The following is a 13678-nucleotide window of genomic DNA, read 5'->3' as shown; positions in this document are numbered from 1 at the left end:
CAGCTGATGTCTTATATCAAAAAGCAGATGGATGAAAATGGCCTGTTCAGCGACTACACAATGCAGTCACTGCTTGACGAGCTGGATGTCATCGAATACTACCAGCAGCCCGGCAAAGCCCATCATCTGTCTGAAATAACTAATAAACAACGTAAGCTCTATGAGCTTATGGAAGTTCCTGTCCCGACATAATCCTTGGTATAAAATGACGGGACTTTAGGCTAAAATGAAAGTTAATCCTACATTTGAAAGTACATTACAGGCTAATCTCATTCCTTATTCTCGTATGTTGCATGCAATGATTGAAATTATGCGTTCTGAAAACTCTGAAAATATCTACCATACATTTATTGATCTTTTCAATGAAGGCTTTCCTCAAATAAAAAAAGTACTCAAGAGATCAAAGCACATTGATTCTGATACTCTACGAGATATAGTGACCAAAGACTTGGATGATGATTCGATTCCATTTCTTAATAAAGTATGCTCCGTTGCAATTACATTAGCGCTTGCTGATCATAATGAATTACCAATTCGTTATGACTATGACATTCTCACTATGCTTGATTTATTAAAGAATTATAATTTTGAATTCGAAAGTGAAGAAAATAGTATTAAAAATCATACAAATTCAACCATCAAGAAAACTAGTGAAGAATCTAAGGCTTTTTTGGATAAATTTAAATGTGAATATGGTACAACATCATCCGCAACAGAATTATATATGCCATCATCAACGTTTGATATTACATTCGCTCCGCAAAGCAATATGGTCTTGCAACTAATGCTTCGTCACGGAATAAGTCCTAGAAAACTTGCCACATATAAGCTAGATGAATCTGAAATAAACGACATATTAGGCTTGATGTCTACTTGGAATAAGAGAAATTACTGGTATGCATTAAATATATCTTCTTTATGCAAATATATAAATGATCTTGAAAAAAATATAATTAGTCTTTTTGAAAACTCTTCTAACATTGAAAGGCATTCTTACGAAAAAGAAAAAGAATCGTTATTAATAGAAAAAAATCGTATAGAAAAAGAAAAGCTTTTCATTCAAAATTCTATTCACAATCTTGAATCAGAAATAATATCCCTAAATCAGGAAATAGCACATCTTCGTTTAGAAAAAGAAAACTTATCCAAGCAGCATGAAACAGAAATAAAAGATTTATCTGCATTGAGAAATTATGTATATCTAATGAGCAAAAAGGATTCTGATAATACATACTCTAATTCGTTAGATATAGACTTCAACGATTGGCTAGGGCAAAAAGTTGTTGTGATAGGCGGACACGACAGTTGGCAAAGTAAGATAAAAAAGGAATTTCCAAATTGGACATATTTAAGCTCTGCAAATAAAACATTTCCTGCTAATGCTATAAAGGATAAGGACTATATCATTTGTAATACCGAAGTCCTTTCTCATGCAGCTTACTACAAACTAGTGTCAGCTAAAGAAAAAAATCAGAAATTGTTATTTGTTAGAAGTAATAATCTCGATTTGGTCATGAATGAATTATCTGTGCAACTTTCTGTTTCATAAATAATTAAGAATGATCATATAGTAGCGTCATTATATCAATGATATAATGAACCCAAGAGCATGGGTTCATTTTCTAAGGAAGGAGTTATTATCATGGGAAATACCTTGGAAAAATTAAGATACGAAGATCTTAAAATTGGAATGCATGTAAAACCTGAGCAGGTATCCAATCTATATGGCGTGTGGTTATATGTTAATCCTAATACCGTTTCAGAAGATGGCTTTGACATTCTCTATTTTTGTAATGAGACAAATATAGATTCAAAAAAAGTTGCCGAAATACGGAAGGCATACGGTAAAACCAGCGTAATATACCAGCCTAAATTTTATGAAGATGAGGACGTAGCTGTTTATGACTGATTTTTTAAAACTATATCTTTCTAAAAGCTACGAATTCAGAACTGATTTTGAAGCAACGATTTTTGGAATACATAGCAACTCTATTTATTTTCCTTTTATAAGACAAACTGGAATAAAAATAGACACTGGGGCTCACGGTATTTTAATTCCACTAAAAACACTTGGCTGGGATCCAGATGAGATAGCTAAATTTATTAATGCAAGTATATCAGATAAATCAAAACTTTCTGTTCTGCATGGTGTAGAAAGTACTAATTCTTTGAGTAATGCCGATCTTAGAAATAGTGACGAGAACTTTATCAAGAATTATAAAGGGCTAGTAATATCAACAATCGCTGATGATTTAAGAATTGGGTCTCTTAGGTTTAAGGATGTACCTGTTCGTGTAACACCATATTCTACAGGAAACATATTATTAGGCATGGATATACTTAAAGATTTAGACACTCATATCGGAATAGATAAAGTAAGCGGTAAAACCATATTACTATCTACTCAGTATGAAAATAATGACAATATTGATTATATAAAAAACTTAGAACTTCATCTTGGTTACACAAAAAATCGCAAAAGTGCATAATTAAATATTATAAGAGGAGTCTGGAACGTTCACCTCAAGGGTTCAGACACTAAACTCTATGTAACTGTCAAATACAATGCCGGATGGGCAACAAATCCATATAAGTATCCTAATTACTAATATACTAGAACAAAAATCTGTCAAAACTTAGCAAAAAACTATTTTCAATATTTCTTTTCTCCATATATGATTAATGGTAGGTAGCATTGGCATAAAAATGGAGGTTTCGAATTGGAAAAGTCAAAAGTATATTTCACAGATTTTAGAACTGTTCTGGGCGTAAGCCTTACAGCAAAGCTTCAGAAACTTATCAAAAAAGCTGGAATTGATTCCATCGACATGGATAACAAATTCGTAGCGATCAAAATGCACTTTGGTGAGCTTGGCAACCTAGCTTATCTACGACCAAACTATGCTAAGGCAGTAGCGGATGTTGTAAAAGAACTTGGAGGCATGCCTTTCTTAACTGACTGTAACACTCTGTATCCTGGAAGCCGCAAGCATGCTCTTGAACATCTGGACTGCGCTAATATAAATGGTTTTAACACAGTTACTACTGGTTGCCAGATCATCATTGCTGATGGTCTTAGAGGAACTGATGATATAGCGGTTCCTGTTCCTAACGCTGAATATTGCAAAGAGGCTTACATTGGCCGAGCTGTTATGGACGCAGACATCGTGATCTCTCTTAATCACTTTAAGGGTCATGAGCAGGCTGGTTTTGGCGGCGCCATCAAGAACCTTGGAATGGGTTGCGGTAGCCGCGCTGGAAAGATGCAGCAGCACAACAGCGGTCAACCACATGTAATCACAGACCTTTGCAGAGGATGTAAAAGATGTGCCAAGGAATGTGGCTCAGATGCTATCAGCTACGAAGGAAATAAGGCGTGGATCGATCCTGATAAATGTAAAGGATGCGGTAGATGTATCGGCGCATGCGCCTTTGATGCTATAGAAAATAATAACTCCGATGCACCTCAGATGCTTGGCAGAAAAATGGCTGAGTATACTTCTGCTGTTATAAGCGGAAGGCCTAGCTTCCACATCTCTCTTATTACAGATGTATCTCCTAACTGCGACTGTCACGGTGAAAATGATGCTCCTATCCTTCCAGATATCGGAATGCTTGCTTCATTTGATCCTGTCGCTCTTGATCAGGCCTGTGTTGACCTTTGTCAGAAGGCAGAACCTATCAGAAACAGCCAGCTTGGAGATAACATGGCCAAGGAACATTTCCACGATCACGGAGATGTATGGCACAACAGTAATCCTAATGTCTCATGGGCAGAAACTCTTGAGCATGCTCAAAAGATTGGAGTTGGAACACGCGATTACGAGCTAGTTGTTATGAAATGATCATTAATTATCCTATAAAGCCTTTATTTCAGATTTTTCTGAGATAAAGGCTTTATTTTTATTTCATATGTTTATGTGTGTTATTTGGTATAATATTTCTATACAAAATTACGAAAGGAACACTGCTCATATGAAGAATAAATCTAGTGTAAATGAAAAAGCTCTTCTTGGAATAGTTATATTTACTCTTTTCTTTGGTGTTCTCACATGTGTCGCAGGTTCCCTTATTTTTGATAGGGTTATTGAAAAGCTTTATAACGACAAAGGCTATGTAGTCGCTAACCTTATTCTCAATGATATTGATCATGACAAGATTGCAGAATACACGCAAACTTGGACCGCCGATGATTATTATACCGAAATGGAATCTTATCTTCATGAGGTTGAAGAACATTCCGGAGCAGCATATATCTATATCGCAGTTCCAAACCTAGATCACACTATGCGCTATGTATATGACTCAGATACTTTCATTGGTGATTCAGACCCGATCTCTGCTTCTTTTGAAGAGATATGGAAAGCCTATACCGAAGGTGAAAGACCTACAAGCTACCTTGTAAGAAAGTCAAAAAAATATGGTTTTCTTACATCTAGCTGTCTTCCTGTTAAAGACAGCTCTGGAAATGTCGTTGCTCTATTATTTGTTGACACAAATATGAATGAGATTCTCTCCATCCTTGGAAAATATATCTTTTACATGGTGGTGATCTCACTGATCCTTCTTGTTGTTTTCTGTATTTCTAACTGGAAGGTTATGAACAGAAATTTCTTGAAGCCCATTATGCTTATCAAAAAAAGTCTTGAAGATTTTGCCCAAAATAATGGTCAGATTGATGATTCCCTTTCATCAATTAAGACTGGTGATGAGATTGAAGCGCTTGCTGGTTCCGTTCATAAGATGGAAAAAGACATTGTGAAATATATTGACAATATTCAAGCAATTACTGCTGAAAAAGAACGCATCAGTGCAGAACTAAGTGTCGCAACTCAGATACAGGCGGATATGCTTCCTAGAACATTTCCTCCTTTCCCAAATAGAAAGGAATTCGATATCTACGCCACAATGACTCCTGCTAAGGAAGTTGGCGGCGATTTTTATGATTTCTTTATGATAGATGATGACCACATCGCACTAGTAATGGCCGATGTTTCTGGTAAAGGTGTTCCTGCAGCTCTTTTCATGGTGATCACTAAGACCCTTATCAAGAACAGGACTATGATGGATGACAAGCTATCAACCTCTGAAATTCTAAGAGATGTTAACAATCAGCTCTGTGAGGGAAATGATGCTGAGATGTTTGTTACAGTCTGGCTCTGCATAATCCAGCTATCTACCGGCCTTTGCCGGATAACAAATGCTGGTCATGAACATCCAGCTGTTAAAGTTTCTGGACAACCTTATGCTCTTAGGACTTATCGCCATTCCATTGCTGTAGCTACTATGCCTGATATTAAGTTTGAAGAACATGAATTCCACTTAAACCCTGGTGATTCCCTATTTGTTTATACTGATGGCGTTACAGAGGCAACTGATTCCAATAATGTTCTCTTTGGTACAGATAGATTGGTGGATGCTCTTAACAAAGAAAAAGACGCCGATGCCACTACTCTATTAAGAGTTGTGAAAAATGACATCGACGCCTTTGTTGGAGATGCTCCTCAATTTGACGATATTACTATGCTCTGCTTTAGATATTTCGGAAATTGATCATTAGCAGATATCTTCTTTGAGCACTTCTATTATCTCATCATCTTTGACCTTTGAGATGCTCATGAGCATGCTGATTCCGACTATCGCAAAAACCACCACGATAACTATGAAATAAAGTCCCAGATTTAATTGGAACTGTTCTATGTTGTGGCTCTTTTTGCACATGAGATAATAAACATAAACTGAAAGTGGAAGCGCTACTACTAATGCTCTAAGAGCATAAAGAATGGTCTCTAATGAGATCATCTTTTTGAATCCTTTTTCTGTCATACCAACTGAGCGGTACATGGCAAACTCTTTTCGTCTCATGATAACTCCGGTGTATATTGTGTTGATCATGTTTGCAAGGACAATAAGAGTGATAAGTGCTGTGAATCCGTACATTACAGTCTTTAGAAGGAGCATTACAACTTTCATAGTTGCCATAGATTCTTCAATATCACCTATTGAATAGGAATGGAACTCTTCTGTATCCATGAACCCATACAACTCCCTGCATAAAGCTTCTGAGTCATTTGTCACGATAGCATAACTTGCAGTTGCATAATCCCCCATTACTTCTTCTGCTTTTTTCATATACCTAGAATCTGGAACATACACCACAACACACTTTTTAGGAACAAGGTTAAATATATAATTGTCCTTTTCATAATCTACCATCGCGCTGATCGTAATCGCTGGAGGATTACCTTCCTGCTCATCGTAAAAGAGCTTTTGTCCAATTATTCCTTCATTAAAGACCTTTTCTTTCCTTCCGGATCTGTTGTAATCATTTAATATTACGCCTTTCAGTTCACCATTAAAATATGGTTCTGGATCGATACCATTTTTAAGAAGTAGCTCATTAAAGTCTTCATCCGGTATGGTACATACTGAGATTACCTTAGAATCAAAGGCTTTTTTGTATTTTGAATTCAGATAATCTGAGTTTAAGATATCTCCGTTTGGTGGAATATGATCTGGATTCTCCGGATCTTCTCGGTATTCAAACTGAATAAACTGATTCCTGTAAAAGTCTTTTACTTCGTGTAATGACCTAAGAACTTCCTCAAATCTCTCAGAATCTTTTTCTGCCACTGTTACTGAAACCTGATATGGAATCTCCCAGTCATAGTTGTTAACGGTCTCGACCTGACCACAAAACTGCATAACTGTTAGAAACATTGTAACCGATACTGCTATTGATATAGTGATAACTGCGCCTTTAACACCATTTCTTTTGATGTTCTTGTAAGCTAGTTCTCCTTCATAGCCAAAGATTTTTTTGATAACAGGATTTATCCTTAAACTTCTTGCCTTTACTTTGATCACATTCGTCTGTCTAAGGGCATCTATTGGCATTACCTTTGAAGCCTTAAGGGCAGGTATAAATGCTGAGATAAAAATAGTAAGACAAGAGATAAAAATTATAAATAATGCTACGCTCAAAGGCATTCTTACTGGAACTGTGCTGGCAAACTCTTTAGCTCCAACTAATGTTCCTGTAGATATCATCTTTCCTCCAAGGAAAGATAATGTAAAATACGCACCTATATAGCCAAGGACCATTCCCAAAGGAATTCCAATCATTCCAAGGGCAAAGGCCTCATAATAGATTGAGGCTCTTTTTTGTTTTTTGGTTGCTCCTACGCTTGCAAGCATGCCAAGATAGCGCATTCTCTCCGTAAGTGACATTCCGAAAGCGTTATATATTAGGATCACTGCTGTTCCAATAACAATTAAAAGAGCTATCATTCCTACAGGGACTATACTTGCTACACCACGGCTGTCCTTATTAAATGAAAAATAGCTGATAAGATACTCTGTATTTAAAGAATCATAATGAAGATTATGATCACTTGCTATATTCATTAAGATTTCATAAGATCTAAAGCCTAATTTTTTTAGCCTGATATCTACATAGTTTGTTTGTGGTACGGAGTCTCCTGATATATAGTGCACCAGATCATAGCTTCCTGTTGGGCGGTTTCCATGCAATATTGCAGTTACTTTATAAGACTTATTCTCTATAGTCTCAAATTCTTCATTTGTATTGTAGTTTCCGCCGATAACTACTTTTTGTCCATCCGGGTCGTAATAGAACCTGTTTCCTAGTTCTACAGTGATAGTATCTCCAACTCCGATATTGAGATTATTGTCAGTAATGTATTTCTCTTCTACTGCAACTTCACCCTCTGCTGCTGGAAGTGTTCCATCATAATATTGGGGAAAAATTTTATTTTCCATGAACTGACTGTCTAGATGAATGATATTTCCAACTCGCATTCTCTCTGATGCGTCTGATTGTACTCTGATTCCGGTAATATCTATGTTGGCATCTGCCACAGAAACATTCTTTATTCTTGGATCTTGTTTGAGCTCCTGAACTTGCTCCTGGGTAAGGTTTTTAAACTCTCCGTCCCAGTAGCCCATTTCTTGAACTGCCATATCTCCAAAGAAGGCAAAAAAAGATGTAACACCAGCAAGCATTGTTGTAATAAGAGCTGTAGCTGCTGCAATTCCAAGAATTGTTACGATAGTTCTTTTCTTGTTTTCCTGCAAATGTCTTAAGGTGAGCGTTGATACGATGTTCATTACGCAGTCACCTCCACTCTCCCTGAATCCTTAGTGATCATGCCGTCTTCAATTGTTATGACTCTGTCTGCAGAAAGAGCTATTCTATCATCGTGAGTGATAATGATAACTGTCTGGTTGTACTCTCTATTAAATTTTCTAAGTAGAGAAATGATCTCTTTACTATTCTCAGTATCAAGATTTCCTGTTGGTTCATCAGCAAGGAGGATTGCTGGATGATTCATAAGTGCTCTTCCAATTGATACTCTCTGCTGCTGTCCACCTGATAACTGATTTGGAAGATGCTTAAGTCTCTTGCCAATTCCAAGCTTTTCTACTAGTTCATCCAAAAGCTTTTTATCTGGCTTTTTTCCATCAAGAAGTACTGGAAGTGTGAGATTTTCTTCTACTGTGAGAATTGGAATCAGGTTATAGAACTGATAAATGAGACCAATATGCCTTCTACGAAATATTGCAAGCTTGGTCTCTTCAAGCTTACCTATATCTGTTCCTGCGATGTTGACTTCTCCAGATGTTGGAGTATCAACTCCTCCTAGAATATGGAGTAGTGTAGACTTTCCTGATCCGGAAGGACCTACGATTGCTACAAACTCTCCTTTTTCTACGTCAAAAGATACGTCTTTAAGCGCATCTACTCTTGTCTCGCCTTTACCATAAACTTTGCATAAGTTATTAATTTCAAGTATTTTCATTTGTACTCCCTTCTCAAGCTGCTTGTTTACTTTGTTGAGAATAGGTTAACTTTTTTATCTTACTATCTCGTGACTTTTTTATTACAGTTTTGTCACATTTCTTTTTTAGATTATTGTTTTGAAAAATCTTACATAAAATGTAGTACCAACGCCTTCTGTGCTTTCAACTAATATGTCTCCCCTTTGACTACTTATAAGCGTCTTTGCAAGGGCAAGTCCAATTCCAACACTGTCCTTTCCTGCGTTTTTTCCTTTATAAAATCTCTCAAAGATATGTGGCAGATCCTGCTCAGCAATTCCGCATCCTGTATCTGACACGATTATCTGCTTGTAGATATTGGTCTCTTCTGCATTGATCGTAAGCTCGTCATTTTCTTCCATATGCTCAATGCAATTTTTTACTATATTCTGAATTGCCTCGATAGTCCAATTTTTGTCGCAGCTTAGTTTCATATCGCTGTCAAAAGAGCTGTATTTTATGCCTTTAAGTTCCATCTGTATTTCAAATGGCTTCATTACTTCTTTTACAAGTGACATCGCAGTCACTTCTTCTTTTTTCATTGTGATAGTTCCAGCATCGATCTTGGATAGTTTAAGAAGTGTCTGAATAAGCCAGTTCATCCTATCAAGCTGATCTGACTGGGTTTTTAAAAATTCTTTTCTCTTACTTTGATCTTCTTCAGTCTCTAGTAGATCATTCATGACCATCATAGATGTCAGGGGAGTTTTTAGCTGATGACTGATATCTGCTATGGCATTTGCAAGTCTAACCTTATCTTCTGTTAATAATTCTTTTTGATATTTAAGCGTCGTTGTGGCTTTATAGATATTTGTTTTTAAGATGGAGAGTTCACCTTCCTTCTGATCCAATATCTCAGGTGCGTAATCTCCAGAGAGAACTTTTTCCAGATAAGAGTTTAATTTCTCTATTTCAGAATATCTTCTTTTTGTAAAAATAATATTTATCGCAAGAATTAGTGCTCCTGTAACCAATATAATAATTCCAGCTTTTATACCTACAAAAATAACTCCCATTACACTTAAAATGAGAGTTATAGAAGTTCCTACTGCTGTCATTACTTTGAAGTCTTTATTATTTCCCATAATTGTCCCCAACTTTGGCTTGTTGCCTATTACTTATCCACAATATATCCAAGTCCACGCACAGTTTTTATTATCTCTGGATTTGTAGGATCTTTTTCTATCTTGTCACGAAGTCTTTTGATATAAACGGTAAGTGTGTTGTCGTTTACGAAGTCTCCGCTTACATCCCACATATCTTCTAACAACTTATTTCTAGAAAGAACTGTTCCTCTGTTATTACAAAATGTCAGAAGTAATCTATATTCTAAGGCGGTAAGCTCTACTGGCTCTTCTACGCCTTCCGTTTCCTTTGTTATTGTTACCTTAGCTTCGTTTGTGTAGATATTTACGTTGTTTATCTTAATGATGTTATCATTTGCCTCTTGAACTGACTGATTCTTTCCAGCTCTTCTGAGAACAGTCTTGATCCTTGCCATGAGTTCACCTATCCTGAATGGCTTGCAAACGTAGTCATCTGCTCCCATCTCTAGTCCCATGACAACATTTACTTCTGCGTCACTGGCAGTTAAGAAGATTACTGGTACATCTTCTTTTTCTTTTATGTATTTACAAACTTCGTAGCCATTACCATCTGGTAGATTAATATCCAAAATGCAAAGATCATTTTTCTTTTCTTCAAATGATTCTTTTGCCTTAGCTACAGATTTTGTAAGGGTTACGTTATAGCCTTCTTTTTCTAATGAATATTTCAGCCCTATGCCGATTGCGTCATCATCTTCTAGTAAAAAAATATTCATGGCTTCTCCTTTTAAAAAAAGTGGAACCTTGAAATCTCTCAAAGTTCCACTCTATACACATTTTGATCAAAGCTGAATTGCTGTCTTAAGTGCGATTTCCATCATATCTGTGAAGCTTGTCTGTCTCTCTTCTGCAGAAAGCTCTCCGCTCTTGAAAAGGTGATCAGAAATTGTAAGAATTGTGAGGGCATTCTTGTGTGCCTCAGCTGCGTTCATGTAAAGAGCTGGTGTTTCCATCTCTACTGCAAGGGCTCCTACGTTTCTGTATAGCTCGCTCTCGTTGCACTTCTTGTAGAAAGCATCAGATGAAAGAACATCACCTACGTGATACTTAACACCTTTTTCTTTTGCAAGAGCAACAGCCTTCTCTAAGATATTGAAAGATGCTGTTGGTGCAAATGTTCCAGGAAGTCCGAACTGGAATCCGTAATTTGAATCTGTGTGAGCTCCCATTGCAAATACGATGTCCATTACATTTACATCGTCCTGCAAACCACCGGCACTTCCAACTCTGATGATGTTGTCTACATCATAGAAATTGAAAAGTTCGTATGTATAAATTCCTATTGATGGGATTCCCATTCCGTGTCCCATTACAGAAACTTCTTTTCCTTCATACTTACCTGTGAATCCGAGCATTCCTCTTACTTCATTGAAACACTTTACATCTGTAAGGAATGTCTCTGCAATAAATTTAGCTCTAAGTGGGTCACCAGGCATTAAGACTGTTTTTGCAATATCACCTTTTTCAGCGCTATTGTGTGGTGTTGCCATTTGTTTTCTCCTTTTCTTTAGTTGGTATCTGGGAAGTTGATATAACCCTGCATCCAGATATTACCTTTGAATCTTCTGCCTACTGCAGGCTCTCCTAAGAGATCCTTTTCATTGATGCAGACATCAAATTCAAGATCATTACAATTTACTTTCATGATATGAACAGTTTCTTTGGTGAGGAAGTTTTCTACTTTTTTTGCCTCAACAATCTCTCCAAGAACTGAATACTGATCGCACTCAACACCATATGGCATAAAGTACGTATCAACAAGACTATATACATCCTGCTTTCTAATCTTTTTGGAAAGAGTTGTATAAAGATCCATATCATCAAGAGTCAGAGATTCAATTGCTGTCTCATCGCCTCTTCGTGCATTGTTAATGAGTTTATTTCTATAATTAGTTTTCTTTTTTGCTACTTCTTTTTCTTCTTCAGTCTTAGCTATTGGCATCATTATCTGACCTTTGGTTGATAGTGATGAAAGGCTAAGAGTAGTTCCTCTTATTGGGAAATGGTCTTCATTCTCATACTTAACGTATGGGATCATATTCTGAAGATAGAAAATAAGTGTTACACCAAGTCTTGGTTCATTACACACTCCAGCATAAGAATACTGTGCTGCGTGCCTTTCGACATTGATGTCTTCTTCTGTACTAATGCCTGTTGGAACAAGATAAGGATAATAATATTCGTAAACGAATTTATCTTCCTCATCAAATTCACCACAGACTGCTAGTCCTATTCCATCAGCGTAATCTCTTGCAAACTCAGCTAGGATCATATTCTCATCTGTTGTGACATATGAACGCTTTCTTGCTTCCTGGATCGTGTCTGTTATAAGTTTTGTTAATTCTTTTCTATCCTTCAGATTGGAAAATCCAACTGCTCGCAAGAATTTGTGCAATGAGATTTCACCTCTTTTCTAATGCCTTTTACTTAATTACTTTGTTGGAACAAGTACTTCTTTTCCACCCATGTATGGACGCAGAACTTCAGGAATTCTAACACTTCCATCTGCCTGAAGATTGTTCTCAAGGAATGCGATGAGCATTCTTGGTGGAGCAACAACAGTATTATTAAGTGTATGAGCAAGGTAGTTTCCATCCTTACCCTTGATTCTGATCTTAAGTCTTCTAGCCTGAGCATCTCCAAGATTTGAGCAGCTACCAACTTCGAAGTACTTCTTCTGTCTTGGTGACCAAGCTTCTACATCACATGACTTGCACTTAAGGTCTGCAAGGTCTCCTGAGCAGCACTCAAGTGTACGAACAGGAATATCCATAGATCTGAAAAGATCTACTGTATTCTTCCAAAGCTTGTCATACCATTCTTTTGATTCTTCTGGCTTACAGATTACTACCATCTCCTGCTTCTCAAACTGGTGAATTCTGTAAACACCTCTCTCTTCAATACCGTGAGCACCCTTCTCTTTTCTGAAGCATGGTGAGTAGCTTGTAAGTGCCTTTGGCATCTCTTCTTCAGGAATGATCTGGTCAATGAACTTACCGATCATTGAGTGTTCACTTGTTCCGATAAGATAAAGGTCTTCACCTTCGATCTTATACATCATTGCTTCCATTTCTGGGAAGCTCATAACACCTGCTACTACGTTTCCATGGATCATGAAAGGTGGTACGCAGTATGTAAATCCTCTGTCGATCATGAAATCTCTTGCATAAGAGATAACTGCTGAGTGAAGTCTTGCGATGTCACCCATGAGATAATAGAATCCGTTACCTGCAACTCTTCTAGCTGCGTCAAGGTCGATACCATCGAATCTCTCCATGATATCTGTGTGATATGGAATCTCAAATTCAGGAACTACTGGATCACCGTACTTCTGAATCTCAACGTTCTGTGAATCATCTTTTCCAATAGGTACTGTCTCATCGATGATCTGTGGAATGATCATCATCTTATTTGTAACCTGCTCATCAAGTTCTTTCTGCTTTGCTTCAAGATTCTCAAGCTCTGCAGCTTCTTTTGCTATTTCATCCTTGAGGGCCATAGCTTCATCTTTTTTGCCCTGAGCCATAAGTCCACCGATTTCCTTAGAAATCTTGTTTCTGTGAGAACGGATCTCGTCAGCCTTCTGCTGGTTTGTTCTTCTCTCTTCATCCAACTTGATTACTTCATCTACAAGAGGAAGCTTCTCATCCTGGAATTTTTTCTTGATGTTTTCTCTTACCACATCTGGATTTTCACGTAAAAATTTAATGTCGATCATTTCGATCTCCTCC

The 13678-nt window shown here is 37.1% G+C and carries 12 protein-coding genes and 1 pseudogene; 6 read left to right on the top strand and 7 right to left on the bottom strand.

Going from position 1 to position 13678, the window contains the following annotated elements:
* From BLS24_RS15320 to BLS24_RS14195, 6 genes and pseudogenes are all read left to right on the top strand, one after another.
* Window positions 1-192 (top strand): annotated as a pseudogene (locus tag BLS24_RS15320) (IS1634 family transposase); the annotation flags it as partial.
* 34 nt (window positions 193-226) lie between these two features.
* The gene (locus BLS24_RS14215; RefSeq protein WP_091760644.1) at window positions 227-1549 is read left to right on the top strand and encodes a hypothetical protein; all 1323 of its coding nucleotides are present in this window, start codon (window positions 227-229) and stop codon (window positions 1547-1549) included.
* A 93-nt stretch (window positions 1550-1642) separates the two neighbouring features.
* Window positions 1643-1909, top strand: coding sequence for a hypothetical protein (locus tag BLS24_RS14210; RefSeq protein WP_091760643.1), 267 nt, complete (start codon window positions 1643-1645; stop codon window positions 1907-1909).
* Window positions 1902-2489, top strand: coding sequence for a pepsin/retropepsin-like aspartic protease family protein (locus tag BLS24_RS14205; RefSeq protein ID WP_091760640.1), 588 nt, complete (start codon window positions 1902-1904; stop codon window positions 2487-2489). Before BLS24_RS14210 ends, BLS24_RS14205 begins: the two co-directional genes overlap by 8 nt.
* A gap of 231 nt (window positions 2490-2720) precedes the next feature.
* Window positions 2721-3845, top strand: coding sequence for a DUF362 domain-containing protein (locus BLS24_RS14200; protein WP_091760637.1), 1125 nt, complete (start codon window positions 2721-2723; stop codon window positions 3843-3845).
* A 130-nt stretch (window positions 3846-3975) separates the two neighbouring features.
* Entirely contained in the window at window positions 3976-5553 is a 1578-nt protein-coding gene (locus tag BLS24_RS14195) for a PP2C family protein-serine/threonine phosphatase (protein WP_176764450.1), read from the top strand.
* A gap of 3 nt (window positions 5554-5556) precedes the next feature.
* Here BLS24_RS14195 and BLS24_RS14190 read toward each other — a convergent pair whose 3' ends face one another.
* The 7 genes from BLS24_RS14190 to serS form a co-directional block, all read right to left on the bottom strand.
* The gene (locus tag BLS24_RS14190) at window positions 5557-8130 is read right to left on the bottom strand and encodes an ABC transporter permease (protein WP_091760631.1); all 2574 of its coding nucleotides are present in this window, start codon (window positions 8128-8130) and stop codon (window positions 5557-5559) included.
* Window positions 8130-8822: an ABC transporter ATP-binding protein gene (locus BLS24_RS14185; RefSeq protein ID WP_091760628.1), complete on the bottom strand. Its 693-nt coding sequence runs from the start codon at window positions 8820-8822 to the stop codon at window positions 8130-8132. The genes BLS24_RS14190 and BLS24_RS14185 overlap by 1 nt, the downstream gene beginning before the upstream one ends.
* A 105-nt stretch (window positions 8823-8927) precedes the next feature.
* Window positions 8928-9926 (bottom strand): sensor histidine kinase, encoded by a 999-nt coding sequence (locus BLS24_RS14180; protein WP_091760625.1) that lies wholly within the window; start codon window positions 9924-9926, stop codon window positions 8928-8930.
* 29 nt (window positions 9927-9955) lie between these two features.
* Window positions 9956-10663, bottom strand: a complete 708-nt coding sequence (locus BLS24_RS14175) for a response regulator transcription factor (protein ID WP_091760622.1) — start codon at window positions 10661-10663, stop codon at window positions 9956-9958.
* Between the two features lie 66 nt (window positions 10664-10729).
* Complete coding sequence (gene deoD, locus BLS24_RS14170) at window positions 10730-11437, bottom strand: purine-nucleoside phosphorylase (RefSeq protein ID WP_091760619.1); 708 nt, start codon at window positions 11435-11437, stop codon at window positions 10730-10732.
* A 17-nt stretch (window positions 11438-11454) separates the two neighbouring features.
* Complete coding sequence (locus BLS24_RS14165) at window positions 11455-12342, bottom strand: DUF3881 family protein (RefSeq protein ID WP_091760616.1); 888 nt, start codon at window positions 12340-12342, stop codon at window positions 11455-11457.
* A gap of 36 nt (window positions 12343-12378) precedes the next feature.
* Window positions 12379-13665 carry a serine--tRNA ligase gene (gene serS / locus BLS24_RS14160; protein ID WP_091760613.1) on the bottom strand — a complete coding sequence of 429 codons (1287 nt, stop codon included), beginning with the start codon at window positions 13663-13665 and terminating at the stop codon, window positions 12379-12381.
* Window positions 13666-13678 lie beyond the last annotated feature (13 nt).

This window comes from Butyrivibrio sp. INlla18 (assembly GCF_900103635.1).
Lineage (GTDB): Bacteria > Bacillota > Clostridia > Lachnospirales > Lachnospiraceae > Butyrivibrio.
The sequence above is the reverse complement of the archived record's forward strand: the minus strand, read 5'-3'. Positions and strand labels throughout refer to the sequence as shown.